Raw genomic sequence first — 26613 nt, forward strand, 5'->3', positions numbered from 1 at the left:
GTCGCTGGCGCTTTGCTACGAGGAAGCGGCGCCGGCGCTTGGGCCTTTCATTTTTTAGTGCCGAGGCCACAGCGGCTGGAAATGCCCCGGCGTATGTAGAATATGCACCAGTCGACCTTGTTCACCCAGGACTGGATGCACGGTCAGCCTGGCATTCACATCTGCCGCATCTGCCTCGATGGCTTGAATGCGCACGCCAAGATGGTTCGCCAGCAAGACCCCGACGCCCTCAGCGCCGTAAAGGTCGATCTCGCCATGCGGATCGACTACGCCCATTTGAACCAGGGCGTTTCGCAACGACCGAACCTCTTGTTCAATTTGCCGAGTCTGCGGCGTTTCGTGGTCCAGGCGCATCGTGTTGTGGGCAAATTGAAGAACCGTGTCCAAAAGGCAATTCAGTCCTTGGCCACTGGCTTGTCCCACGTCGGCGTTGAATCGTCCCAAAAATGTTTGGAGCGTGTACCTCGACGGGCCGACAGGCAAGTCAGGCAGCGATGCGCCCGCGAATGCCGGCGCCTGGTGATGTGCTGCGGACGGCACGTCAAATGCGGCGGCGGCGCTGTGCCGGCTTGCGCCACCCCAGTCCTGCGCGCCAGTCGGTCGCGTGGCGCTGGCTTGGTAACTCGGCGCGTTCCATGATTCAGCGCCGTGTGCGTAGCTGTGCTCCTGCCAATCGTCGATCTCGTCACATCCAGGCGGTATCGAGATGTCGCGAAAGGCCAGCCAAGCCTCGCGCGTGACCTCGCGTCGTTGCTCGAGGGATGCCCCGTGCAGATGCATGTCTTGAGCGCGCTTGTAAACATCGTGATAGCGCTCCTTCAGCTCGAAGGTTTCGGCCGTGTGAAATTGGATCTCCCAAGGCGTCCCGGCCGGGCTGCGCAGGGTGACGCTCACCGCGCTGAACGCTTCGTTCCTCTTGGTGAAGTGGTTGGTCAGCGCCGTCCTGGCATGCCCCTGCTGGTCCAGCGTCGCGAGGATACGGCGGCAGCCCTCGGTGAAGTTCTGCGGCGGAAGCACCACGCTGTAGCGCAGGGCATCGTTGACAGCGGCAACGGCCTCTTCGAGCGTCTTGTTCTTTGCTGCCATCAGCGAATCGAGTTTTGTGCGCAGCGAGCGCTTGGATTTTTGCCGGTGTTCCAGGCCGGCGAGATCAGCCCCGAAGGTGGACACGATCTGCTGCAGCATCGGCGTGATCTCGCGATCCATCTGCTGAGCGCGTTCGAACAGCGCACCTGCGGCTTGGGCGACTTGCGCTCGAGGCGTTTTGTCAAGCCGTGCTGCAGCCGGTGCTGGCGGCGGGGCCAGCATGCCTGCCTGCTGCAGCGACTGCACGGCGTTATGCATGACGCCTGCAGCCATGGTTGGCATGCGCTGCAACACCGCCTTGGCCTGGTCGGGATCGAAGCGGTTGTGGCGCATCGCGCGGGCCGTCTCCTTGCCATGAGGCACGTTGCGTACACGATCAGGGAACCTGGTTTCCTGGCGTTCGCATGCCTCGATCACCTTGGAGAATAGCGCGGTGCCGGTATCGGACTTCAGCGCGTCGGTGCCGACCTTGATCGCGATGGTGAACAGGTTGCGCATCGTCAGCTCCGGCTCACCGGGGACCAGCCCGGGCTGCCCATCGGGGAACCGCTCATGCGACAGCCGGCAGACCGGGTAGTTGTCCAGGATGGCGTGGATGCGTGCCGGGACGTCGACGGCCTGGACGTAGGCCCGGGCCAAGTCCGGGAATCGTTGCGCCAACGCTTCGGAAAGCTCGGCAGGCCCCGATGCCGTGGGCTGCCCCGAGGCCTGGTGATGCCGCAAGACCTCCCCATACAGCAGCATGGCCGCCTCTCGCGCATCGGGCATGTGCGCGCGGCCGATCGCCTGGTACGCCTGCATCGCCAATGAATGCAGGGCCTGCGGGTCGGGCTGTGTGCTCTCGAGAACAGCGCTCAGGCCGTTTCGCAGCGACCGTTCGACGCCGTCATACGTGCCGAACATCATGGCGCGCGCCATCGCCTCGCGCAGGTCGTCGGGCTGCGAGAGGAAGCGCGTTGCCAGGGTGCTGGCCGTGCCCATGAGCCTGCGTCCGCGCTGCTCGGCCAGGATCTCGGGCGCACGCCCCGGCCGATAGTGCCCGCTGTCAGCGTCGAATGCCGGCGTGGCCGTCTTCGGCGGCTTGAAGGAACGGGGCTGGCCGCGCCGCGCGGCGCGCTCGTCCATCACGCGCGCGATCAGCGTCGCCAGCTTCGGGTAACCGGCATACATGAAGGCATCATCGCCGTCGCAATCCATGTTGCGCTTGCGCAGTTCATTGATCGGCAACGCTCCCAGCCGACCGGGCTGCACGATCTCCTTGACGCGCAGGCTGCCGGTACTCACCATGTTGCTCGGGGCGGCGGCGCGGTCTCGCCCGGCGATCCAGCGCGACAAGGTCTTCAGGTCCTCCTTCGAGCACACCAGGTCCATGTTCTCGTGCGTTGGCGACCAGCACCCCTTGGGTGGGATGATGAGCATGCCCTTGCTGTGCAGCATCTCGGCATCCTCGCCCGAGTCGTCGTTGAAGCCCGTGTAGCTGTACTGGATGGCAAAGCACCTCGACAGGAATTCAGCTGTTGCATCCCCCTGGGCTGTGGTGGCGACTCGGTCCTCGTGCACCGGCAGCAGGTTTTCCTTGTCGTACGGCGGCTTGCCGAGCAGCAGCGCGCCGCCTGCACGGTCGAAGGCGTCGCTGCGCTGGTGCGGCAGATGCACCTTGTTGTCAGCGGACGGCACGGCACGTATCTTCTGCCCCGCATAGCCGCCGCTGACGGTCAGGTCATAGAGCATCGTTGCATCGATGCCGAGGCGCGGCTGTCCGGCAGCAGAAGTTGCTTGCTGCCGGGCCAGGTTGTGCAGGCGGAGTTGCATTGCTTCATGCGCTTCCGCGATAGCTTCCACGTCGTATGGGAAGTGCTGTAGCGCCTGAGGTGCCAGCCTCTTGAGCTCGCTCTCTTCGACTATGAGCTTGCTTTGCTCGTCGCTGGCATGACCTCGGCGCACTGCCACCCATGCCTCGTAGTGCTTGCGGACGGCGGGAATGCGCATGGCCACCTCGAACTTGAGGAAGCCGCAGCCGTCATTGGGGCACAGGGCGATGTACTGGCCGCCTGGTCCGGCCAGCTTGAACGGGTGCTGCGGCCCTGGCACGTCGTCGATGAAGCCCATGCGCAGCGTGCCCTCGACCACGTGGTCGACCGGCACCATCTCCAGCAGCGCGCGTTGCATGCGCGACCAGTCCTCGCGCTGCGGCGCGAGCTTTGCGGCCAGCTGCATCAGAGCGCTGCCGGGGGCCGTGTCGGCATAGCGAACCGCCGGCAGCAGCGACGCCGCCGCCGTGCTGCCGGACAGGATGCCGGACGCCCGTTGATGGCCCGCTCGGCTCAAGCGACTGCCGCCGAACAGATCGAAGCGCCACGGCTCGCCCAGGAAATTGAAGGTGCGCGCCAGCATGAAGGCGGACAGCGAACCAGGCAGTTGCACCTCCACCAGGGGCAGACCGGTCAGGCGCGCAAACAGAGAGTACGGCTTGCTCTCGTCGTCCACGTTGCTCTTGAGCATCTTTCCCAGCATGTCCACCACGACGTGCCTAGTGTCGCCTGTGCCAGGGGCCAGCGGTTGGGGTCGGCCGGGCCGCGTTTGCATGCCTTGATGCACGTCCTGCACGCTGAACTCGGAGGGCGCATGGCTTTGCGTGAGCTGCTCGAAGTGCGCGAGCATGTGCAAGTCCAGCGCGTCCAACACTTCATCGCCGGCTTCGATCTGCGCGATGAGGTTCCAGCTCGTCTGCCCGAGGTCTGACTCGATCACCTCGCGTGTGCGCCGGAGCGTCTCCGTGACCCAATTGGCCAGTTGCTCGCGGCGAGCTCGCACGGCCGAGCGCTGCCCCTCGACATTACGCGGCTTCCACTGCCTGCTCACCACTGCGTACGCCTTGAGCACCTGATAGAACGTCAGTGCCGGGCAGCGCGTGGTGTACTGCTCGTCGGCGGACGCAGCGCTCGCAACAGTGGCTGCGCCATCGGCTTGCCGTCCCTGCAGAAAGCGATCGATCTTGCGCGCGACGATCGGCTGCATCTCATCGAAGACGGACAGTGCCTGGCCGTGATGGCGAGAGAGTTCCTGGCTGCGGGCCAAGGGCAGCAAGCCCAGGCATAGGTTGCCCACCGATTCAAGGTCCGTCTCGCGCAAGTTCGTTTCGCGGCACAGGATTGCCACCCTGTTCAAGGCCGGCCTGGCCAGCGGCCGCATGTCGCGTTGCAGTTGTTCAATGACCATCGCCTTGAAGATCATGGCGATGTCCTGGGCTTGCGCCGTCCCGAAGTGATCCCGATGCAGGTCAAGGTGCGCGGCCAGCCCCTGAAGCTTCGCGCGCGCGAGCGCTTGAACCTCCGCCTCGTCCTCCGTATCCACTGCTGAGTGGGAAAGGTGCGACAAGGCGTTGCCGACCCGCGCAAGCGTGGCCATGTCGAAATCGCGCCAGGGAAGGTCGGGCCCACCCGCCCGATCAGCCAGCGCGATCGATGCCCAGCGCCAGTCGGGCGCATGGGGCGACCCGCACAGGGCGTTGAGCGACATGGCGACTTCTTGCGCCTTCATTTCCTGCAGCAACGTGTCCTCGCTCACGACCCGTTCGGCCAGACGTTCAGTTGCGTCCCGGCACACTTCGTTGTCGGGCCACTTGCTCAGCGCGTTGAGCGTGTTGGCGACATTTTGTGCGTCCATATCGTCGACCAAGGTCGCATCGACTGCGATTCGCTTGGCGAGGCACTGGGCCGCGTCCCGGCAGATCCGGCTGTCGGACCACTTGCTCAGCGCGTTGAGTGAGTGGGCGACACTTCGCGCGTTCATCTCGTGCGTCAACGTGTCGTCGCGCGTGATCCGTTCGGCTAAGCGCCTGCCCGCCTTCCTGCACGAACGATTCTCGGGCGACTTGCTCAGTGCGTTGAGCAAGTTGGCGAGATGTCGTTCATCCATGTCCTCGACCAGGAGCGCGTCATTGGCGATTCGCTCGGCCATGCGTCTGACAGTCATCTGGAAGACGGGGCTATCCAGCCATTTGCTCACGGCGTTGAACGCGCTGGCAACCGCTTCGGCGTTCATCTCCTGCAGCAACGCCTCGTCGCTCGCGACCCGTTCGCCTAAGTACTCGCCGGCACTTCGGCAAGCGGGGCTGCCGGGCCACTTGCTCAGCGCGTTGAGCGAGTTAGCAACATTTTGTGCGTCCATGTCCCGCACCAAGCCTGCATCGTTTGCGATTCGTTCAGCCAGACGTTCGCTGGCGTTCTGACAGGCAGGACTGTCGGGCCACTTGCTCACTGCGTTGAGCGAGATGGCGACCGCTTGAGCCACCATCTCCCAGATCAAGGCGGCATCGTGCGCGATTCGCCCGGCGAGACGTTCGCCAGCGCTCTGGCAGTCTGGATTGCCAGACCACTTGCTCATTGCGTTGAGCACTAGGCTGGCCCCTTGAGCCGTTAGGTCCCGGTCCAGCCGCTCACGCAGCAGCACGCGTCCTAGCCGAGCTACGGCTTGTTCGCAGCGATAGCTGCGGGTGTTCTTCGACAGAGCGTTCGCAAGCAATGCCAGGTTCTTGCCACTCAGCTCCGGCAGGCTGTCGTGTTCCAGCACCTCACCGGCGAGCCAAGCTACGGCCTGCATGCACGTGGCTCTGCCCGGGTGCTTGCCAAGCTGGCTACCCAGATGCACGAGTTGCTGCAGCGGGGCGTCTACGAACCAGTCGGTCTTGACCAAGTAGTGCGCGGCCAAGTCCGTGCAGCGTTCCAGATCCGGTCGATACTGATCGCTTTGTGCAGAAGTGGCGGAGCGCGCCAACATCTGGAAGTACCTGTTAAGCCATCCTGCGTTCTTCTCTGGCGTCGCACCGCCGTCGAGAAATGGCAGCGCCCAGCCGTACCCATTGCGGTCTGCCAACACGTTGTCGCGGGCCAATTCTATGCACGCTCGAGGATGCCGCACGTGATGTTCCCGTGGAAGGTCGGGTTGCACAGCAAGGCGCAGTTGCTCGCGCTGATACCGACGCAGCTGACGGAGTTGCTCGATCTCATCATGGCGCAGACCTCGCTCGCACTCCGTAAGCTGTTCCGTGGTTGGCGCGGCGTCTGCCCGGGCGCCTTGCGTAACCGGCAACATGCGGGAGGCGGTGCTGCCGTGACGGACGGGCTCAGGCGTGGCTTCCTCCGGCACCGCCGAGGACGTGCGGCGCGCAGTTTCCCTGAAATCCTCAAGGCCGACGCCCGCCTTGGCACGGTCGCGCTTGACGAAATCCATGCGAAGCTCTGGATACATATCCGGCGCCGAACCGTCGGACAACTTTTCGCGACGACTCTTCCTGAAAGCTTTGCCGAGCCCTGATTTGACCCGAGAGAACAGTCCACGGGGCTTGTTGTCCTTGGTCCGCGTCGCAGGTTGCGCTTCCGATGGCACTGTGTAGCGCATGCTACTGAATGGTCTGTCCCGCAAGTTAGACTGTGAATCCTTTGCAGCCGAGCCAAGGGGAGCGCGCGGAATATCGACACTGAACCGCGTGCTACTGAACGAATTGTCCTGCAGGTTGGATCGGCGCGGCATCCGCATCGAACCACCAACGTCAGTACGCCGGATACTTCCATGCGCCTCTGCGGCCCGAGTGTCGGGCGAACTAGGGTCAGCGGATATCTCCTCCCGGGAGCCGAGTTGCAGCCTGTCCAACTGCTGCTCAAAGCCGATTTGACCCGCAGGCTCGTTGTCCTGCTCTTGCCGCGCACGCTGCAGCTCTTGCTGCTCAGCGTACCACCGCATCCAATAGTTCGGATCGTTATGGCTGGTCTCCACACTACGCTCCCTAGATGAGATGAATCTTCATAGCTGCCTCAGAGCTAGACTCCGGTGCACTGACCACAAAGATTCTAGCTTCAGAAAGCCGATTGCCAAGATGGCCAACCGGAATAAGAACACGTTCGGCGCGCGCCACTCCGAGTTCGCGCATTACTCACACCTAGCCAACAGGTGGCCACGCGCGCGCCAAAAGCGCAATCATGCGACAATCCGTTCGTTCATCCGAGCCGTTCATTAAGGAGGCTTGGAGTCGCTTAGCAACCTTGGACTCAAAATAATTCCGAAGACAGGGAAAGACAGAAATTTGCCCCGTCGGAAGGCAACAACGTTTGGCTCGTCCCATTGCCTAGCGGGACGCCCGGATTTAATCTTGAACTGCACATCCTGGTCCGGCTTCAATTCTTCATTCCACCGCCCCACATTCGCTGCGAGGGGCTTCGAGTCAGGACTCCGCAGCAACAGATTCTCGCGCACCATAGAACTCGAGACATTGAAACCTTTGCTCGCGATCATGAAGCCTCTGAGTGAGTGGCTGGCTGTATGCTTCAGACCGTACAATCTGACGCTACGTAGACATCAAGTTCTTTCTTGCGGCGGTCATGGCGAGGCCGGGTGCGCTTGTGTGTACCGGTCGAGGACGCGGGGATCGTCTCGCGCTTGGTGATCAGGTGGTTGCTGCAGTGAAATTCCTGCAGCTTGATTTCCTCGGGTCGGACGATCTCAAGCGCCTCGCGGAAACGATCTCCGGGATTTGCGGAGTACGCAATGAGAAGGTCGCGCTAAACACGATAGAAGCTATTTCACTCGTGCGTGCAGAGTGCATTAAGCTAGCCGTCACGTTAAAGGAGCATATCGCGGACGACGGCTCGTTTCAGGCTGGATCAATGAAGGACGAGCAGTCGTGTGCGCCGAGATCAGGAACATCCTGATAGACCAGCATAGCCCGTGCCGAAGCTTGCGCTTGGCGAGGTTTTGTCCCGATTGCGGCCGATCCTCCAAGCCGCGGCTGTTGGCAAGCGGTGCGCCCTTTGTATGAAACTCGTCAGCCTATCGACAGCTAACCCCCGTAGCTTGCGAACGTCTCTATCCCGACTGGCAGGTCCGGGTCGGTTGGCTCAGATCTAGCTGAGAGAATGCGACGATCCCTCTCACAGATCTACCTCGAGGACCCAGATCCATGTGGACCTGCTGGGCGGCTTCTTCGCACTGGCTCCCACAAATCCGATTCCTACTTTGCTCGGATTTGCCTCGCACATCATCGAGTAGTTCGAGCGTTTCCGGGCCCCTGAGCCAGGGCGAGTTTCAGCGGCATTTGCGCAGCCACTCGACGAGACTGAGACGACTCATCTCGTGTGATGGGGCTATCCTTGCGTCTTCGATCGCTTCAGCTTGGACATGACCCTGACCGATCGCGTTTCCGCCGAAAGCTGGCCCGACGTGCAGAGAGAGTTGGATGCGGTCTTCGGCCCGTTGCCGCGAAGACTGCACCATCGATGCTCTTTCCCTCTTTGTTCAGGAACATTCTAGCGCGGATTTTGTCGTGCGGTCCCAGTTTACCTTGGGGAGCTGCCCCGTCCTCAAAAACGCGGCATGAGCCGATGACCTCTGCGCGCGGCCACCTGGTTCTCGTTGTTGGCCCCAGCTGTGCGGGCAAAGACACGCTGATCGATTTCGCCCGCGCATAGTTGCAGTCCGATCCCGATTTTCATTTCGCTCGTCGAGTCATCACTAGGCCTCCATCCGCCGGCGAGGATCGCCCCCATGAAATACGGAATTTTGCGGTTACCTGCGCGCCTTTGGTCCAAACGATGTCCTGTGTAAGCTCGGATCGAGGATTGGGAAGCTCGTGGTAGAGGTCAAAATTTGATCTGAACGGCTTCACTTTGTGACTTTCGAGGCGTGCTCAGGCCTCACTCACGTTACGGCCCGCCGGATTGCTCGGCCGCCAAAAGCGATCTTTGTCACGAGGCTTCGATCGTCCGATTGCCGCTCGTTAGCTACCAGATCAATCGACAACTCTCTGGGCGGATCCTTCCTCCACTGGTAATAGGCCCTATCGGGGCGCACCATACGGTCTTACGAACAATTTGTCGCAAGTCTGCGGGAGAGAGCAGCCTCAACGCCCCTCTCTCGCTGCCGGATTTGCCTGGCCTGCATGAAGTCGTAGTCGTCCTCCCAATCGGGCGTCCTATTTGCTACACGTGCCGAGCTTTCGGCATACCTGCGATCGCTCTCCTCAGCCTTCGCAAGATAAAGCGCAGGCTTGTCTGCTCGCTGCCATTCACCCGCGCTATTGTTCGTCCACTTGTCGGACCGTGTAGGGCCAAGCACCATCAGGCAGTTGCTTACCTCAACAATACCGAGCGTCGCGGCCCGGTCTCTTGCCGCCTCGTTTATCGGATGGGATAGCAGCGGCGGGTGTCGCCATCCATCCGAAGCTGATGCTCCAGCGAAATGTCCCCGGCATTGTCCACCAGGGGATGAGGGACCCGAAAATCGACCATCGAGGTGATTTCCTTCCGTCCAGAGAACGGCTTTCTAATACGGCTATCTTCGAACAGCTCTTTGACGGGAGCCCCACTTTCCGGGCGCATTCTCCGCCCACACGTGGGCTGTCTCACAATTTGCCACCAACGTCATGAGCGCGGCGTTCAGCGGCATCCACTGTGCGGGGGCTGGCGCCAATTTTTTTTGCTACCAACCCTTGCTCCCGTAAAACCACTGTCCTATTTCAAGCTGCGCTGGCACTCGCGGGCCTCGATTGCTAGCAATTCAGGACCGTCCACTCGTGCAAATACTTAGGAGGACTGCATGAATTTCCGTCCACTTCACGACCGCGTCGTTGTCAAGCGCGTCGACGCCGAAGAGAAGACCGCTGGCGGCATTATCATTCCAGACACAGCCAAGGAAAAGCCCTCGCAGGGTGAAGTCATCGCCGTTGGCCCCGGCGGCCGTGACGAGGCTGGCAAGTTGATCCCGATCGACGTGAAGGTCGGCGACCGCGTGCTGTTCGGCAAATGGTCGGGCACCGAGGTCAAGGTCGACGGCCAGGAGCTGTTGATCATGAAGGAGAGCGACATCATGGGCGTTCTCACCGACCTGTCTTCGAGCAAGAAGGCCGCCTAATTCCACTGCTCGCACCGCTCATCCCTGAGGAGCGCCTGCGGGCGCCCCGCCAAGGGTGAGATGAGACCAAGACAACTCAGGGAAACCAATATGTCAGCCAAAGAAGTCAAATTAGGCGTCGATGCCCGCGACCGCATGCTGCGCGGCGTCGAGATCCTCGCCAGTGCCGTGAAGGTCACACTCGGACCGAAGGGCCGTAACGTCGTCCTCGACAAGTCGTTCGGCGCTCCCCGCATCACCAAGGACGGCGTTGCCGTCGCCAAGGAGATCGAACTCGAGGACAAGTTCGAGAACATGGGCGCCCAGATGGTGCGCGAGGTCGCGGCCAAGGCGGCGGACGCCGCCGGCGACGGTACCACAACGGCGACTGTGCTTGCAGCCGCAATTGTGCGCGAGGGAGCCAAGTCGGTTGCCGCTGGTATGAACCCGATGGATTTAAAGCGCGGCATCGACCTCGCGGTCGCGGCCGTCGTTGCGGACCTCGAGAAGAACTCGAAGAAGGTCACCTCGAACGAGGAGATCGCCCAGGTCGGCACCATCTCGGCCAATGGCGACGCCGAGATCGGCAAGTTCCTGGCGGACGCCATGAAGAAGGTCGGCAACGAGGGGGTCATCACCGTCGAGGAAGCCAAGTCACTCGAGACCGAGCTCGACGTCGTCGAGGGCATGCAGTTCGACCGCGGCTACATCTCGCCCTACTTCGTCACCAACGCCGACAAGATGCGCGTTGAGATGGACGACGCCTACATCCTCATCAACGAGAAGAAGCTCTCCTCGCTGAACGAATTGCTGCCGCTGCTCGAGGCCGTGGTGCAGTCCGGCAAGCCGCTGGTCATCGTCGCTGAAGACGTCGAAGGCGAAGCGCTCGCGACCCTCGTCGTGAACCGCCTCCGCGGCGGCCTGAAGGTCGCGGCCGTCAAGGCTCCGGGCTTCGGCGATCGTCGCAAGGCGATGCTGCAGGACATCGCGATCCTGACCGGCGGCCAGGCCATCTCAGAAGATCTCGGCATCAAGCTCGAGAACGTCAACCTCTCGATGCTCGGCCGCGCCAAGAAGGTGATGATCGACAAGGAGAACACCACGATCGTCAACGGCGCCGGCAAGAAGGCCGACATCGAGGCGCGCGTGGCCCAGATCAAGACGCAGATCGAGGAGACCACCTCGGACTACGACCGTGAGAAGCTCCAGGAGCGTCTCGCCAAGCTCGCAGGCGGCGTCGCGGTGATCCGCGTCGGCGGCGCAACCGAGGTCGAGGTGAAGGAGCGCAAGGATCGCGTGGATGACGCGATGCATGCGACCCGCGCAGCCGTCGAGGAAGGCATTCTGCCGGGCGGCGGCGTTGCCCTGCTCCGCGCCACCGAAGCGCTCAAGGGCCTGCGCACCAAGAACGACGACCAGAAGACCGGTGTCGAGATTGTGCGCAAGGCGCTGTCCTGGCCGGCTCGCCAGATCGCCATCAACGCCGGTGAAGACGGCTCGGTAGTGGTCGGCAAAGTGCTAGAGAATCACCAGTACTCCTACGGTTTCGATGCGCAGACTGGCGAGTACAGCAACCTTGTCTCCAAGGGCATCATCGACCCGACCAAGGTCGTGCGCACCGCGGTCCAGAACGCCTCCTCCGTGGCGGCGCTGCTGATCACCACCGAGGCCATGGTCGCCGAGCTGCCGAAGAAGGCAGCTGCCGGCCCCGCCATGCCTCCTGGCGGCGGCATGGGTGGTATGGGTGGCATGGACTTCTAAAGCCCGACGCTCCCAACGAAATGCGAAACCCCGGCAGCAATGCCGGGGTTTTTTTTGCTCGCCTCCTTCCTTTCCGGCGTCGCTTCTATCGTTTGAGCTGTTCTAACTAAGATTATTCCTGCACCTCGCGGGCTGCAAGAACAGTGACCTTCGGTTCCGCCCAGCTACGGCACCGTTCACTGCAAATCCAAGAGGCCGGCGAACAACGATCCGATCAAAATGAAAGTTTAAGCGTGAAGCCGTTACTGAGGAGGCATCCTCTGGAGGGCCTGCTGCATTTTTCTACTCCCCTACTCTATCGCACGACGGCCGGCCAGGAGATCCTTTGCAGGCAAGCGCGTGACCCCCGATATATTCCGGACGTGCAAGCTGTGTCTCGTTTGCACTAGGCGCCGATCTGGAAGGCCGCTAGAGATCATCGTGAGCGAGGGGCGATGAGCGACGTAGGATATCAGGTGTATTCGAAAAATGGCAACGGTGCCATCGTGGTTGTCGCCTCCTCCGCAAAGCAAGCTCTCGCCAAGGCCAATGAGCTCGCCGAATCTGGGAACGAGGTCTTGATCAAGGACCTTGCCGGCAAGGTCCTCGACACGGCCGTGATCGTTGAACTCGCTGCGCGCGAATAGATTTTCCCGGCGCCGGATGTTCGGGGTCGGGTCTCTTGTTCCTTGCCCAGTTCGGTGGTGTAGGAACGACCAGATTCCTACGGAGGATCTAACCTCACTATTGCAAAGCAGCTCATTGTCATGGAGCTCTTAATGGGCCGCTCGTTCATCAAGCCGCTGTCCTTGCCCGCTGGATCGATGTCGTCGGCAGCAAGCCCTTTCTATTCAGGGCGCTGCTCAGGGCATCGGAGGCCGGCTGGCGGCCACGCTTCCATCCCAATTCCACGATATGTGTGAAGTCCGCATGTGGGAAGTCCTCCGCCGCCACGTTGACCCCTGGATGCGCCGGCAGGTCCAAACGGCTCGAAGCCGCGCTGGACCGGCCAGGCTTCGGTCGCTCAAGATGGCCCGAGGCCAAGGATGGCTCGGCGCTCGCAGACTGCGATAGCGACATTTGCTGCGCCCTCCCAAACTCCATCCCCGCGATTTCTTGATCTGAAGGCGGCTTGTCTCCAGGCAATCAAGTTCGACAGTCGGCGTTGGAGCGCCGGATCAATTTCTGCGCAACAACTTCGGCAAGGTCAACTACCAACTATCGCAATTGATGTCGATAACAGAAACATGTCACCTTCCACTGATGAGCGTCGGCCGACCAACCGCAGCCGGCAAGGCATCGGTATGCAAAACCAATCACAGCAATCTGTTCCCGTCAGTGCCTTTGATCCGCGCGCTGATTCCTCACGAACTGAAATGCTGCGCGCTGAAATTTGCGCCAGCAGCAAACTCTCCTTCCTCATGGAGTCGCATGACGGACTCTCCGCCGCGATCGCCGAGAGCGTAGGTTTCAAAGGTCTCTGGGCGTCAGGGCTGTCGATTGCCAGCTCTCTCGGCTACCGCGATGCCAACGAGGCGTCATGGAGCCAACTCGTTGACGTCGTTGAGCGGATCGTGGACTCCACCACGCTGCCTGTTCTGGTTGACGGCGATGGCGGCTTCGGCAATTTCAACAACGCTCGTCTTCTGGCACGTAAACTCCGTCAACGCGGCGCTGCTGGGATTGCCCTGGAAGATAGCTATTTTCCAAAAACGAACTCTCTTATTGGCGAGCGGCATCCCCTCGTCGATATCGCCGAATTCTCTGGCCGTCTGCGTGCAGTGAAGGATACAGTCGGGCAAGATCTGGTCCTCGTGGCCCGGATCGAGTCGTTGATCGCCGGCCATGGAATGGACGACGCAATTTCGCGCGCTCATTCTTACGCGGATGCCGGTGCCGATGCGATCCTCATTCACTCACGAAAGAGCACCGCGGACGAGATCTTTTCGTTCGCGAACGCATGGCAGAACAGGTTGCCAGTTGTGATCGTTCCAACGAAATACTATCAAACGCCGGCCTCGGCGTACCGAAAGGCCCACGTCTCTACGGTGATCTGGGCCAACCATGCCATGCGAGCTGCAATTGCGGCAATGCGGCGGGTCTGCCACCGCATCTTCACTGAGGAGAACACTGCCAGCATTGAGCCGAGTATTGCGTCTCTCGACGAGGTCTTCGAACTCTTGAGGTACGACGAACTCGCCCGTGCCGAAGCGCGCTATCTTCGCCTCTCCTGACTGAGGACAGCATGTCTCATTCACCCTGTGCCCACTCATTCTCGGAGGATCATCGCCATGCAACTGGCTGCCTTTCAACACACTCAACTGAACTTGCCGTCGAAACGGGTTTTCACTCCATCGCGTTTGCGAACGATTACCTCGACAGCTCTTACCCGACCGATTTTGATTGGCGCAATATCTAGATCCGATCTTCCCATCTCGACGACCATCCCGTGACCCACGAGGCCTTCAGGCTCATTCCTCTCTTGAAAAACGCCAACGCGGACGATGTCGGTGTATCCTAAGATGTAGGGTCCGTGTTTCAAGAAGTCCGTAGGCTCCGCCGCACCGAAAATAAGCGGACGATCGTCGCGCATCGCCTCGAGTTACGCCTCCAACGTCCAAGATTACATATTTATGACGACGCTGGATCAACGGTTCAGGAGTAGCCCGATCGCCGGTAGAAGCACCGCCAGCCGCCGCTCAGAAAGCGACGATGCACGGCCTGGAAGTTCGGATGACACTGCGACAGCAAGCCCAGCGTGCGCCCTGTTCAAAATCAAAAGCGCGGCTTCCAGAGCTCGCCGCGTCGCTATCGGCTTCCGCCCTGGCCGGCGGTCGGCAACCTCCTCTTCCCGAAAGTGTTTGCGGATGCGCTTCCACTGCTCGTCCGTCAACCATCCGCACTGGGCAATGAACGCCTATTCTTTGCCGGGCTCTCAATGCAGTGATTTGTTGCAGATTTTAGCGGGCCGACTCGAGGGCAATCCTGAGACTGCATCCAACGCAGCTGAAATATCCTTAGCGTCGGCGAATTCGTTCACGGTTGACACCCCGTTCCCTTTCAGCTTTCAGATCTCGCATCGCAGACCACTCTTCACGTGGACATCAGACGTGTAGGATATCGCTCTTTGCGATGCAGCACCTCGTTGCAACTTCGTGTGCGGTGTCGCGTGCGACATTGCGAACATCTAACAGGAGCGAGTTTCTTTCGGATAGCAAGCGCGCGCTGCACGCTCGTTCTGACGAGCTGTTAGGCGGTATCCGCGCACGCAAGTTTCAGGCGATTGGCCCATTGCTTGCTTCCCTCCTTGCCGAACCGGAGAATTCCCTGCCGTGTCTGTAGCGTTTGCTCCAGACAAACGCCGTTTTTATGCGACGAAAGGCACCTGCCATGAAGAAATGCACTTCTATCACGACTAAGGCGCTGGGCACGGCCGCCCTAGCGCTGATTTTAATGACAGGCACGGCGCTCGCAGGCCAATACAACACGGACAAGTTCGGCGAAGTTCTGCTCCACTCGCGCAGCGCTCGTGTGCGCCCATCGAGGCCTGCATGGCACGCTGGTTGGTACCAACATCCACATTCCCGAGATCCGGGATATTTCCGAAAACTCTCGTGGCGCGATCAAGGCCGCGGCAGACAAGAACATCGAATGCGTTGAAATTGATCTGCGCTCGACCAATTGGGGCGACGTAATCGTGCTCCACGACACCAAGCTGGGCCGCACCACGAACGTCGGCGCAGTCAACGGCATGCAAAACTATGACCCATACAGTGACACGGGCTACAATCCGCCGCTGTCGCATTACTATCATCCGCCGGAGCAGTTGAAATAGGGACAGCTAGCGCCAACGTGAATTCGGTCTCCAAAGAAAACCTGCCAAGCTTGGGCGACATCTTGGAGTATACCAACGACAACAAGATCTCCATCATCCTGTTTCTGGAAATTCGGGATGTCGACACCGCCCGTTCGGCGTGGACGTTTGCGACAGTGCCAATGCCGCTGCCTGCGGAGGCCACGGTGGAGACGGGGTGAGGACGCACCGCGCTCGCGGCGACAATCCACGCTCTCCTTGTTTCCCGGGCAATAGCCGAAACTGTGTCACCGAAGAAGACGCTCGAGGCTTTGTTTGCAAGCGACACGGTAGATGCCACCGGCTCCTGGCTGCTTTCTGACAAAAAATCCGGCAGGTGACACAGCTCATCTCTGCCATGAAGAAGGATTATGGAGCACCGCTAACGCGGGGAAACGACTTTACGCCTCGCTTTTAGCATGCCGAGATACCAGGCCGCCATCAGACTTGACGCCATACGCTTTCCTTTCAATACCCGGACGCCATGAAAGGCTATTGGGCGGGTGAGGAGGACACAGCCGCCAGCACCTCGACGGCTAAACAATCCTGGGAGAGCCGACACCCGGGTAGTCCGAAGAAACGGCCGCGACGCCCGTAATCGGCAGCGCTTAAGGCCTCACGGCGCACCACGGCCTGCCGTCTTCCACGATACACCGGCCTTTCTGGGCAGCGTCGTACGCGCGCCCCGAGATGAAGGTCACGAGGTCAGCCGCGGGCGGCGAAGGCCTTGTGGTGAGCCGTAATGGCTGCAGCTCACTTGGGCGGTTACGCCTCCGTCTGTCCGGCCTTCTCATGAGAACCGAGCAGTACCATTCTTAAGGCGGCAATCAGTTCGCTGAAGGTCTGCTGACTATTAGGACGCAGCCGAGACGTTCGTCCTCACTTCTACGGTGGGCTGCCAAATATCGTGGGCCGCCAACTCTTGTGCTCCGGTCAACTACCAACGCTGGCAATTGAGCTAGATGACGGAAGCATGTCACCTATCGCTGATGAACGTCGGCCGCTCAAACGAACAAGGAATTGGCAGGCAAGACCAATCACAATTTGTCCCCTCCAAGCCCGCTCAACGTCTTTCGAACTGTAGAGGTACGACGAACTTACCCGTGCGGAAGCGCGCCATATGCTGACCGACTGCAATGGCTTCTCGTTCACACTGCAACATACTTATTCTCGAAGGACCAGAGTCATGCAATCGGCAGCCTTGCCATCACGCCCAACCGCAATTTTCGGGGAAGCACACGTCTCCATCCTGGACCCTTGCATATCGAATGGCGCGACAGCTCTTACGCAGCCGATCTGTACATTGCGGCAGTCGCTCAGCCCGATCTCCCAGCTCATTTCAATGAACCACCAGTCGCCGACGAGGAGCTGCGGGCTCATTTCGCTCCTAGAGCTCCGCCAACGCGACCGACGATCTGTCTTAGAATGTGAGCGCCGTCTTTCTGGAAGCTTGTAGACCTCACAACGCAGCGGCCACCACAAGGGACACTTTGGATCGACGGAGAGCGCGCATGTTGGCGCAACGGACAGCCTTGTTCAAATCTTCTGGTACCGCTGCGGCAAGGACTGCCGCCAAAGCAGCCGCTGCGTCCGGTAGGGAAATCATCGATCTGACCGCCGGAGAGATCTGGAGCCACACGGCGCCATTAGTGCAGGAGGGCGCGATCGCCGCCATTACCGGCAACGTTAACCGCTACACCGACACGCTCGGTCTGCTGGAGTTACGCCATGCACTTGCCCGCAAGACTTCCACAGAAACCGCTCAACCCTGGTCGGCAGATGAAATCGCGGTGACGACCGGCGCCAAACAGGCGCTCTTCAATGCAGCGATGGCCCTTGTGGATCCCGGGGACGAAGTCCTGATCCCCGCTCCCTACTGGACCACTTTTCCAGCTCAGATCATAATTGCTGGCGGCACGCCAGTCTTTATCGAGACCAGACACAGCAAGTTTGTGCCGAGGCTTGCTGACATCACGGCGGCAGTTACACGAAAGACGAAGGCGATCGTAATCAACACGCCGAACAATCCGACTGGCGCTGTCTACGACCGCGACACTCTTGCTGGGATGGCTCAACTTGCCGTCGATCGTGAGCTCTGGATCATCTTCGATGAATGCTACGGGACTTTCGCCCACTCCCCACATGTCCATCATCCGATCGTCACGGTGGCGCCCCGGGCCCGGGATCGCACTTTGATTGTTAATTCGTTTTCCAAAACGTTGGCTCTAACCGGCTGGCGAATTGGCTATCTCGCTGCCCCCAAGACGGTCATCGGCGCAGTTAAGGCGCTCCAAAGCCATACAACTTCCAGTCCCAATGTCATTGCGCAACATGCGCTGCTTCATCATCTGAAATCTGGCGATACAGCCTTCCAAATGCAACTGCAGCGTCAGGTTGCCGACGGCCGGGCGCTTGGGCTGTCGGTCCTTTCAGAGCTGAGATCGGTCCCTCAGCCGATCGCCCAAGGCGGATTCTACTTCTATCTTGACCTCGGCGACCTGCAGCGATCCGCCAAGGCCAATGGCCGCGAACTGAGTGCCGATGATGTCGCTAGCGCGCTGCTGACGGATGCCGGTGTCGCAACAGTGTCAGGCACAGCCTTTGGCGACCCCATCGGGCTACGACTGTCCTACGGCATCGATCGAGACCTACTCGACAAAGGCTTGCGACGCCTGACCACAACTCTAAACACTTGGAACTGAATTCTCGGCCCCGCAAGATGCCTGGAGGTTAACCTCATGCCTGACAAGCCAAGCCACGTCGTCGTCCGTGCAGCGGGGCTCGGCTCGCGCCTGCGCGACCATGGCAGAGACGCGGCGAAAGCCTCTAAGCGAACTGCATGGCACGCCGATCTTCCACACCACACCCGGCAACCTCGCCGCCCTTTGCGATGCCGAAAGAACCATCGTAGTTGGCTATTGAACGGGCCATACGTTTGCAGCCTGCGCCGACACATTCAACTGAAAAGTACGGGACCAGCCTTAACAGACTTGTGGAGAGTCTCTGCTCCTGGGAATGACGACGCGATATCGCGCAACAATGAAGGTGATTGAAATGAGCGCCGATACGCCGAAGAAAGCTGTCATTCTCGCCGCCGGTTTCGGCTCTCGCCTGCGACCGCTGACAGATTTGCGCCCGAAGCCCCTCGTCGAGGTCAACGGCACGCCGATCCTCTACAACGCCCTGCGTAACCTGGAAGCGGTCGGCGTCGAAGAGGCGACGCTGGTCGTCGGCTATCGCAAAGACGCTATTCAGTATGCCTGCGGCAGCTGCTTCGGTAGACTTAAGATCAACTACATCGAGTCAACCGTTTTCGACCACACCGGCAGCGCCTATTCCCTATGGCTGGCGCGTGATGCACTTCTTTCCGAAGACTGCTACCTGTTGGAAGGTGATGTTTTCTTTGAGGAGGATACGCTCCGCTATCTCAACCTTGTAGATGCGCTCGACGTTGCTGCGGTTGCACCATTCGAGCCGAGCATGCAAGGGTCCGCCGTAACGCTCTCAGAGAATGGGCTCATTTCTGCGTTCCGTCTGAAGCAGACCGCAGCAAATCTTGACGGGAATGGCCCGGTACTTTTCAAGACCATGAATATACTGAGGTTTAATTCCGTTACGCTGAGAAACACGATTGTGCCTGCCCTGAACGACTTAATCGGTTCAGGTGCTACGCAGACGTATACCGAGGAGTTGCTGGCCCATCTCGTCGAAAGCAGCGGGCTGCAGCTTGCGGCAGCGCGCTGCGACGATCTTCGTTGGTATGAGATCGACAGCACGGACGACTTGCGTATCGCTGAAAGCATCTTCGCAACAGCATCGCCCCGCTCGTCAGCCGGGTCGTTTGAGCATCAGACTGGAAGTTGAGGGGAAGCTCCAATGCTCCGCCAGCTTATCGATCCGGCCAATGCCGTAACTGCAGCAGGTCTGGTGCTGTCGGTCATCGGTATCAACTGTGCTATCGCCGGCCTTCCGGAGGGTGGAGTAGCGATCGTGCTCTGGGCGTTGCTCGCCGATCACCTCGACGGGGTTGTCGCCCAGCGAACGCAAGGCCGCGCTGCGGAGACAGGACAGGTTGGGAAAAATCTGGATTCGCTTGCAGATCTGGTGAGTGCCGGTATCTTTCCGGCAGTAACGTCGATAATCGTTGGCCATGGTTCAACGATCTCCGTTGCCGCAGGAACTATTCTCGTTGTGGCTAGTGCCCTGCGACTAAGCTACTTCAACGTATTCGGGTCTCCGGGTGGCCGGTTCATTGGCGTGCCGACCACCTATGCGGTACCGGTAACGGCAATCATATTTTTGTTCCGGCCGGTTATTCCCGCGGCGACCTTCCCGAACCTGTTCGCGTTCGTCCTCGTCGCAATTGCTGTCCTCCACATTGCACCCCTGCGAGTGCCGAAGACGGCTGGCGTCATGTATCTCGTCGTCACCGCGTTCTGTGTTGGGGCATCTATCGTATTAGCAACGAGAACATAAACGAGCAACGGCGAATTGATTACGCGGAGGAGCTGATGCCTGATTTCGGCCTGAAGTCGTCGATCGATCTGACCACGGCCCTGCCGCCTGCACCGCACGCTATCCACGAAGCGCTTGAAGATGCGTTTCGGCAAATTTGTGCCTCGGATACGACCGCGATGGATATCCGTCGGAACCGCCCGGGCGGAGCAAGGGAAGATGTTGAATGCGGGGCGCTCTGGCTTCGTGGCCGTTTTGGACAAGAGCTCGATCCTGAACGGATTGTTGTAACAAATGGGACACAGAGCGCGTTGAACTTACTATTCGGAGCAATCGAGCCCGGAGCGACCTTGTTCACGGAATCGGTCACCTATGCCGTGTTGAGACAGCTTGCCACGCGCGCTGGGTTGAAGCCCGTCGGTCTACCGGTTGATCAAGAGGGTATCATTCCCGAAGCTCTTGAGGAGGGCTGTCTCGAAAGATCGGGCCAACGAGTGTTGTTTTGTAATCCTACGGTCCATAATCCAACGACAGCAGTGATGGGGGACGCACGCAGGATCCACCTCGCGGAGACATGTAGGCGACATGGGATTACGATTATTGAGGACGATGTACTAGGCTTTCTGCATCCCGATGCGCCGCCGCCCATAGCCGCTTTTGCGCCGGACATTACGTGGTATTGCATGAGCGTCTCGAAGTGCTTCGCGATGGGTTTGCGCGTTGCTTACCTAATTGCGCCGACCGCTGACCGCGCACGGGAGCTGGTGGCACCGGTGCAGAGATTGTCCTCGTGGTTTCCGAACGCTCTATCCTCTCTCACCATAAATCATTGGATCAGCACTGGCCTTGCGCAGCACATTATCGATGCCGTACGGGCGGATATTCGCGAACGCCATGAGGTCGCATCCAAGATCTTGACGGCCGCTGAGTACGTGACGAAGCCTGGATCCCTCCACATTTGGGTGCCGTTGCCGGACCGTATCGAGCAGCATAAGCTTGTGAACGCCGCAAAGACCTGCGGCATTCTCATACGTCCTGCAGAGGTGTTCGCTGTCAGCGACTTCCGAATACCAAACGCGGTCCGGGTATCGCTAACCGCACCGCCGACCACCAATGACCTTGTGGTTGGGCTTTCAATCCTGGACAAGATCCTAGGACGAAATGTTCAAGAGATCGCGGACGCGGGCCCCTGACGGCAAATGGCTAGGCAAGATGATATGCATAAAATATCGATAGCACGCGTTCCTCTTTCGGTCGTTGTTCCGTTGCGAGCATCAGAACTCCGCCCCGAAAGACACCCCAAGGACACCATTACGTCTGGCGATGTTCAGGCGGATAGCATTCACGTCGCCGCGACATCGCAAGATCAAGTCGTCGGAGTTGCATCGGCCGTTAGAGAGCCAGCGCCGCCTCCATTGAACAGCGCCGCCGCTTGGCGCATTCGCGGCGTCGCAGTTATCAGCCGTTTGCGTAGAACTGGACTTGGACGCCAACTGGTTGAAACCGCATGCAATCTGATAACCGATAGAGAAGTCTCAGTCTGGCTTTATGCACAAGAACGCGTCGGCGGCTTCTACGTTAAGCTGGGGTTTGCAATGGTTCTTACCGGCGTGCCGCATCACATCTCCGGCCTTGTCGGACTATATGAGCTGAAGCTTGGCAATCGGGAGGAAGCCAGCTCAAGACAGCTCCGCAGCAGGAGGGCGTGACGATGGATACTGCGATCCAATGGGGTGATTTCACGACGAGCGCTCATGACTACAGCCAACGCCCGCCGCATTCTCCAGCATTGCTGAGAACGCTCGCTGCAGGTCTTCGCATCGATCAAAAGCGACGACATGTGGTTGATTTGTGCGCAGGGACTGGGAATTTGACAGCGACGCTGGCCGCGCTCAACCTTAAAGGATGGGCGGTTGAGCCAGAGGCGGTGATGCGCGACGAGGCTCGGCGTCTTCATCGCGGAGGCGATTTGTTCGAATGGTGCTGGGGTACGGCCGAAGAAAGCGGGTTGAACGACAAGAGCGCGAATTGGATCGTAATCGGAAACGCATTTCAGTTCCTCGACGCGCAGCGAACGCTCAAGGAATGTAATCGTATCCTCAGGCCAGGCGGCTTCCTCACAGTGCTCTGGAATCCAAGAGACTTGCTGGTCGATGCCTTTCAGCGTTCAATTGACGAGCTCGTCCGGGCATCTTCCACGGCCATCTCTCAGACATTTACGAACGCCGAGAAGGCTATCGAGCCTATCGTTGCCTCCCCATACTTTGTACCGTTCATTTATTGCGATCGCGTTGACTGGCACGAGATGTCGCCGGAGACCTTCATGGCGACGTGGCGATCGGCCCATTATGTTCCGAGTCAAATTGGGCGAACGGCATGGCTCGCTCTGCTTGAGGAAATTCGCGCACGGGTCGGCAGCGTCCGATCGTTGAGGACAGCGTGGCGGACAAGAGCTTGGACTTACAAAGTCACCAAGAACTGAGGAGCGGGTGCGACGGTGCTGGGGCACTAGCATTCTTCGTTGGCGAGCATGAGGAGAACTATAAATGGCCAAGCGAACACGCCACATCAAATTAGGCTTATTCCTCATAATCGACGGCTCCCACGAGGCGGCCTGGCGGCATCCGGACGCGACCTCCGGTCAGGGGATGACCTTTAAGCGATACGTCGACGTCGTAACCACTGCGGATCGCAACTTCTTCGACTTTGTCTTTCTTGCCGACACCCTTGGTATCACTTCGGACAACCTCCCAATGATCAGCCGCAACGCGCGCACGGAGTGTTACGATCCTATCGTCCTTCTGTCGGCTTTAGCGCCATTCACGCAGGCAGTCGGTTTGGTGGCGACTGCCTCCACGTCCTATAATGATCCCTATCAGGTCGCACGCAGATTCGCTTCGCTCGATCATCTGAGCGATGGTCGGGCGGGTTGGAATGTCGTTACCTCCGCGAACAGGTTCGAGGCGCTGAATTTATCTGATGACGATCTTCCGCCCCACGAGGCGAGATATCGTCGTGCCCGGGAGTTCGTCTCTGTTGTCAAGGGCCTATGGGATAGCTGGGATGACGATGCATTTGTGCGCGACAAGGCGTCGGGAATGTATTTCGAGCCGACTAAAATGCACTTGCTCGACCATCGTGGAGAGTTCTTCTCGGTGCGCGGCCCATTGAACATTCCCAGATCACCACAAGGCCATCCGGTCATCGTTCAAGCCGGATCGTCGGAAGATGGTCAGGATCTTGCTGCGGCGACCGCCGACGTCGTGTTCACTGCGCAAGAAAATATCGAAGATGCGAGAGAATTTTATGCGAAGTTGAAGGCCCGCCTCCAGCGCTATGATCGCAGCGAAGACGATCTCATTATCATGCCAGGCATATTTCCAGTGGTAGGGCGAAGCCAGAGCGAAGCCGAGGATCGCTTTGAAAGCCTGCAGTCTTTCTTGCATCCGGACGTTGCCATTCCTTTCATTAGCCGTCTCGGTGGTCTGGACCTGTCAGGACTTACTCTCGACGACATGCTTCCGTCAGTTATTGACGCGACGAACTCAAGCAAGAGCAGGCAAAAATTGTTCGTCGCGACCGCGAAGCGCGACTCTCTGACGATTCGGCAGATGTTCATGCGCTTCGCAGGCGCTCGAGGTCATCTGCAGGTCTTGGGTACACCTGCAACAATTGCCGATTGCATCGAAGGCTGGGTCAGTTCCCGCGCTGCGGATGGGTTCAATGTCATGCCGCCTCTGCTGCCGGGTTCGTTGAACGACTTTAAGGACTTGGTCATCCCGGAATTGCAACGTCGCGGCCTACTTTCTTCTGCCATCCGCGCGGGCACGCTGCGGGAGAGACTAGGTCTGCGACATCCTCCCGATCTGTCGCACATTTATACAAGTGATCGGGCTGATCAAGGTACCGCTACCTAATCGGACATCACTGCGTTCTTTACAATCGAACAGATATTGCCGCATAATTTTTCCGGAACATGTTGGGCCGGCGCGCCCGGACGGCCGCCGCTGGCGCGCTTGGACGGTGTGCCTAGGAAGCGTGAAGGATTGCATACTTCAATAGCGATCTACACTTCTACACCTTGATATGATCCGGGCGATGAATGGTGCCGCGCGGCGTGCTCCGTCAGCAAGCGACTGCGTTGGCGAGCATGAGGAAACTATAAATTGCCAAGCAAACGCGCCACATCAAATTTGGCTTATTCCTCATAACTGGTTCCCACGACGCCGCTTAGCGGCATCCGGACGCCCGTTCCCGTCAGCGATCCCGGCCGGCATCGGCTCGGATCTTTTTGCCGGCGACTATAAACATACGCTCCAGCATAGGCTGGATTTTGAAAGATACTAAGGACGCGGGCACTATCTGGCGCACGCCAGACGATCTCGTGCGCTGGGAACCGATCTGATCAGCATCAAGTACTCGACTCTGTTCCTGGTGCCGGCCTTAACGTGTTTTGGCGCGACGTTCTGCCCTATAGCAGCAGCAAGGGCTGTGCCGAACTTGTGTCCTCGGCTTTCCGTGACTCTTTTTCTGCCCGGCAGCCATGTGGGCCATGCCCTGGCGCTGGCCACGGCGACTGGCCCAGGATCGCTCGATCCCCGATATCCTGCCTGCCGTTACAGGGATGAGGTAGTGGAAATCCGCTCGCCGACCGCTATTCGCCCAACATACTTGACCTCTTTTTGGGTATCTTTGCGTTACTGAGCGCCTGTTCACCGACGTTTCGCCTACGCGGGTAGCCGCGACCCCGCGCCATCCCATAGCCGGATGCATAAGCTTTCGCTCCCGTCAACCATCAACGCTCGTAATTGATCTAGACAACAGAAGTATGTCACCTTGGTTGATGAACGTCGGACTGGCCATGCACACTGCTTGCGGTCGCTTCGAACTAGTATTGTTGCTGCTTTCCTTATTGGCTGGCCTGTTGATATGGCTCAAGTTCTATGAGGGCATGTCAATGATCAAACGCCGCGCCTTCTGCTGACTGCGTTGACTTTCCTTTCCGCGTCGAACGGTGAGGATCATCGAGTATCGTTGTGGACGAGCGTGCGCTTGTAGAACGCCTGCGCCCTCCTTTTTAAACGGAGTTCTCAGCTTTGGATCAGTCGGCATCTGCTGCAGAGGCGAAGATGGAGGCACCCCACCGGTGGTTGGTCGAACAGTGCCGCTTGTTTACTGCTTGGCGAGGCGCCAATCGTGGATGCAGGCACCAGGTGCTAATTTGCGGCTACCGCGGCAAGGGGGCTTCAAGTACGTAACCGGAATTGACCACAGTCCAGACGACGCGCGCTGATGTGCGGAAAGGGCCTTAAGGATGTGCGCCTCGGCAAGGTCAAATCACGAGGCTCGCCGAGCGGCTCAGTCGAGTTGCCACCGACATCATCGAACACGTTGATGGAGACCAGTTCGCGGTAGTGGAGATCGTCAAATTTTTCAGTCCCGGCGGCGGGATCGCCGTTCGGACTATCCACAGGCTACTGCACCATAAAGGACGAAACACCGGTCGAAGCTGCGTCAGCGCCACTGTCATCGTTGGACCGCCGTGCTAGCTAAAGGTACAGAGTGAGTTGGATCGCTAAGATGACAGAACACACAAACAACCAAAAGGCTCACTTCGAATCTATTCATGACGCCTACGAGGCTCATTACTACGACAAGACTTCGATGGCCTACCGGCATCAGTTTATCTACGCGCCGCTGTTTGCTAACGTTCAACTAAATCGAGCGTCAGTCGCCGATCTGGCCTGCGGCAGCGGTCACAACTCTCTCGCACTTCGTCGGTACTTTCCATCGGTAAGAACAACCGGCTATGACATATCAGAAAGGGCCTGTCGCGACTATCAGACCAGCGTGGGCAGCGCCGCACATCAGGTCGATTTAACACGCCCGCTGAATGCGGTTGAAACGCATGACGCCGCGGTTGTCATCGGAGGTCTTCAATACTGCATTGTCGATCTTGAGACGACGATGCGCAACGTCGCGCGCATGCTACGTCCCGGTGGACGGTTGTTCATGATGGAGCCGAACGACGAGTTCCTCCTCAGCTCTATTCGTCGCCTCTGGTACCGAAAAGACCGCTGGTTTGAAGGGGACTCCGAAGCGGCATTAAAGCACGACGAGATCGCCAGCTTGGCGGCGCCCTATTTCGTAACGAAACGCGTTATCTATGCGGGAGGGCCCGCTTTCTACCTTATTTTCAATAGCCTGATCACGCGCGTGCGGTTGCGAGCAAAGCCATATCTTGCTCCCCTTTTGTTTCCCTTCGAAGAATTGTACAATCTTCTTCCAGGGCGCTCCGCCTACGCCATGTTTCTCGCGGAATGGCAGCGGACAAAGGAAATACCCTGACAGAAGGGTTGCTCCAGCAGGTTCAATCGAATTTCAAGCCTTATCCCGCGCCCGACGTCAGCGTCCAGCCGCCGTTAACTGTGATGCTCGCTGACAAACACGTCCTCGAGGACATCGCTTCTGCACACCCTGCGTTCGGCTTGCGCGTCGTCTCGCATATTCACAGATTCTCAGGGCCGCTCCGATACATCTCTTGACCGACGACGTAGGCAGAACTTTGGGAGGTGGTGGAGCGAAACTCGTTTTTG

At 59.2% G+C, this 26613-nt stretch carries 17 protein-coding genes; 14 read left to right on the forward strand and 3 right to left on the reverse strand.

Features of this window, described 5'->3' with window-relative positions:
* Positions 1-54: 54 nt before the first annotated feature.
* Positions 55-6318, reverse strand: a complete 6264-nt coding sequence (xopAD, locus tag QA640_RS39265; protein WP_283037989.1) for a XopAD/skwp family type III secretion system effector — start codon at positions 6316-6318, stop codon at positions 55-57.
* A 1226-nt stretch (positions 6319-7544) separates the two neighbouring features.
* Between xopAD and QA640_RS39270 the strand changes: the two genes are divergently transcribed.
* The 5 genes from QA640_RS39270 to aepX all read left to right on the forward strand — a co-directional run bounded on the left by QA640_RS39270 (position 7545) and on the right by aepX (position 13943).
* On the forward strand, positions 7545-7793 hold the full coding sequence (locus QA640_RS39270; protein WP_283037990.1) for a hypothetical protein: 249 nt from the start codon (positions 7545-7547) through the stop codon (positions 7791-7793).
* Positions 7794-9675: 1882 nt separating this feature from the next.
* A complete protein-coding gene (gene groES, locus QA640_RS39275) occupies positions 9676-9990 on the forward strand; it encodes a co-chaperone GroES (protein WP_283037991.1) in 315 nt (104 codons plus the stop codon).
* A 90-nt stretch (positions 9991-10080) separates the two neighbouring features.
* Positions 10081-11730 carry a chaperonin GroEL gene (groL, locus tag QA640_RS39280; RefSeq protein WP_283037992.1) on the forward strand — a complete coding sequence of 550 codons (1650 nt, stop codon included), beginning with the start codon at positions 10081-10083 and terminating at the stop codon, positions 11728-11730.
* Positions 11731-12164: 434 nt separating this feature from the next.
* Complete coding sequence (locus QA640_RS39285) at positions 12165-12356, forward strand: hypothetical protein (RefSeq protein WP_057743441.1); 192 nt, start codon at positions 12165-12167, stop codon at positions 12354-12356.
* 729 nt (positions 12357-13085) lie between these two features.
* Positions 13086-13943: a phosphoenolpyruvate mutase gene (gene aepX, locus QA640_RS39290; RefSeq protein ID WP_283043026.1), complete on the forward strand. Its 858-nt coding sequence runs from the start codon at positions 13086-13088 to the stop codon at positions 13941-13943.
* A gap of 83 nt (positions 13944-14026) precedes the next feature.
* On the opposite strand, the gene QA640_RS39295 is transcribed toward aepX, so the two are convergent.
* Positions 14027-14302, reverse strand: a complete 276-nt coding sequence (locus QA640_RS39295) for a hypothetical protein (RefSeq protein WP_283037993.1) — start codon at positions 14300-14302, stop codon at positions 14027-14029.
* A 936-nt stretch (positions 14303-15238) separates the two neighbouring features.
* Here QA640_RS39295 and QA640_RS39300 point away from each other — a divergent pair.
* The 8 genes from QA640_RS39300 (at position 15239) to QA640_RS39335 (ending at position 23934) form a co-directional block, all read left to right on the forward strand.
* A complete protein-coding gene (locus QA640_RS39300; RefSeq protein ID WP_283037994.1) occupies positions 15239-15544 on the forward strand; it encodes a glycerophosphodiester phosphodiesterase family protein in 306 nt (101 codons plus the stop codon).
* A gap of 17 nt (positions 15545-15561) precedes the next feature.
* Positions 15562-15744 (forward strand): hypothetical protein, encoded by a 183-nt coding sequence (locus QA640_RS39305; protein ID WP_283037995.1) that lies wholly within the window; start codon positions 15562-15564, stop codon positions 15742-15744.
* Positions 15745-17073: 1329 nt separating this feature from the next.
* Positions 17074-18264 carry an aminotransferase class I/II-fold pyridoxal phosphate-dependent enzyme gene (locus tag QA640_RS39310; protein WP_283037996.1) on the forward strand — a complete coding sequence of 397 codons (1191 nt, stop codon included), beginning with the start codon at positions 17074-17076 and terminating at the stop codon, positions 18262-18264.
* Between the two features lie 337 nt (positions 18265-18601).
* Positions 18602-19426 carry a phosphocholine cytidylyltransferase family protein gene (locus tag QA640_RS39315; protein ID WP_283037997.1) on the forward strand — a complete coding sequence of 275 codons (825 nt, stop codon included), beginning with the start codon at positions 18602-18604 and terminating at the stop codon, positions 19424-19426.
* Positions 19427-19438: 12 nt separating this feature from the next.
* Positions 19439-20038 (forward strand): CDP-alcohol phosphatidyltransferase family protein, encoded by a 600-nt coding sequence (locus tag QA640_RS39320; RefSeq protein WP_283037998.1) that lies wholly within the window; start codon positions 19439-19441, stop codon positions 20036-20038.
* Between the two features lie 35 nt (positions 20039-20073).
* Positions 20074-21210, forward strand: a complete 1137-nt coding sequence (locus QA640_RS39325; protein WP_283037999.1) for a PLP-dependent aminotransferase family protein — start codon at positions 20074-20076, stop codon at positions 21208-21210.
* A 518-nt stretch (positions 21211-21728) separates the two neighbouring features.
* A complete protein-coding gene (locus QA640_RS39330; protein ID WP_283038000.1) occupies positions 21729-22499 on the forward strand; it encodes a class I SAM-dependent methyltransferase in 771 nt (256 codons plus the stop codon).
* Positions 22500-22563: 64 nt separating this feature from the next.
* Positions 22564-23934, forward strand: coding sequence for an LLM class flavin-dependent oxidoreductase (locus tag QA640_RS39335; RefSeq protein ID WP_283038001.1), 1371 nt, complete (start codon positions 22564-22566; stop codon positions 23932-23934).
* A gap of 1329 nt (positions 23935-25263) precedes the next feature.
* On the opposite strand, the gene QA640_RS39340 is transcribed toward QA640_RS39335, so the two are convergent.
* Positions 25264-25488 (reverse strand): hypothetical protein, encoded by a 225-nt coding sequence (locus QA640_RS39340; RefSeq protein WP_283038002.1) that lies wholly within the window; start codon positions 25486-25488, stop codon positions 25264-25266.
* A 109-nt stretch (positions 25489-25597) separates the two neighbouring features.
* Between QA640_RS39340 and QA640_RS39345 the strand changes: the two genes are divergently transcribed.
* Positions 25598-26365, forward strand: a complete 768-nt coding sequence (locus QA640_RS39345) for a class I SAM-dependent methyltransferase (protein ID WP_283038003.1) — start codon at positions 25598-25600, stop codon at positions 26363-26365.
* The last annotated feature ends 248 nt before the right edge of the window (positions 26366-26613 follow it).

Origin of the sequence: Bradyrhizobium sp. CB82, from assembly GCF_029714405.1 — a bacterium.
Lineage (GTDB): Bacteria > Pseudomonadota > Alphaproteobacteria > Rhizobiales > Xanthobacteraceae > Bradyrhizobium.

Excerpts from the sequence above, each read along its gene's own strand:
- xopAD (WP_283037989.1), bottom strand. The coding sequence starts at position 6,318 with ATGGATTTCGTCAAGCGCGACCGTGCCAAGGCGGGCGTCGGCCTTGAG.
- groES (WP_283037991.1), top strand. The coding sequence starts at position 9,676 with ATGAATTTCCGTCCACTTCACGACCGCGTCGTTGTCAAGCGCGTCGAC.
- groL (WP_283037992.1), top strand. The coding sequence starts at position 10,081 with ATGTCAGCCAAAGAAGTCAAATTAGGCGTCGATGCCCGCGACCGCATG.
- QA640_RS39285 (WP_057743441.1), top strand. The coding sequence starts at position 12,165 with ATGAGCGACGTAGGATATCAGGTGTATTCGAAAAATGGCAACGGTGCC.
- aepX (WP_283043026.1), top strand. The coding sequence starts at position 13,086 with ATGCTGCGCGCTGAAATTTGCGCCAGCAGCAAACTCTCCTTCCTCATG.
- QA640_RS39295 (WP_283037993.1), bottom strand. The coding sequence starts at position 14,302 with ATGCGCGACGATCGTCCGCTTATTTTCGGTGCGGCGGAGCCTACGGAC.
- QA640_RS39310 (WP_283037996.1), top strand. The coding sequence starts at position 17,074 with ATGTTGGCGCAACGGACAGCCTTGTTCAAATCTTCTGGTACCGCTGCG.
- QA640_RS39315 (WP_283037997.1), top strand. The coding sequence starts at position 18,602 with ATGAAGGTGATTGAAATGAGCGCCGATACGCCGAAGAAAGCTGTCATT.
- QA640_RS39320 (WP_283037998.1), top strand. The coding sequence starts at position 19,439 with ATGCTCCGCCAGCTTATCGATCCGGCCAATGCCGTAACTGCAGCAGGT.
- QA640_RS39325 (WP_283037999.1), top strand. The coding sequence starts at position 20,074 with ATGCCTGATTTCGGCCTGAAGTCGTCGATCGATCTGACCACGGCCCTG.
- QA640_RS39330 (WP_283038000.1), top strand. The coding sequence starts at position 21,729 with ATGGATACTGCGATCCAATGGGGTGATTTCACGACGAGCGCTCATGAC.
- QA640_RS39335 (WP_283038001.1), top strand. The coding sequence starts at position 22,564 with ATGGCCAAGCGAACACGCCACATCAAATTAGGCTTATTCCTCATAATC.
- QA640_RS39345 (WP_283038003.1), top strand. The coding sequence starts at position 25,598 with ATGACAGAACACACAAACAACCAAAAGGCTCACTTCGAATCTATTCAT.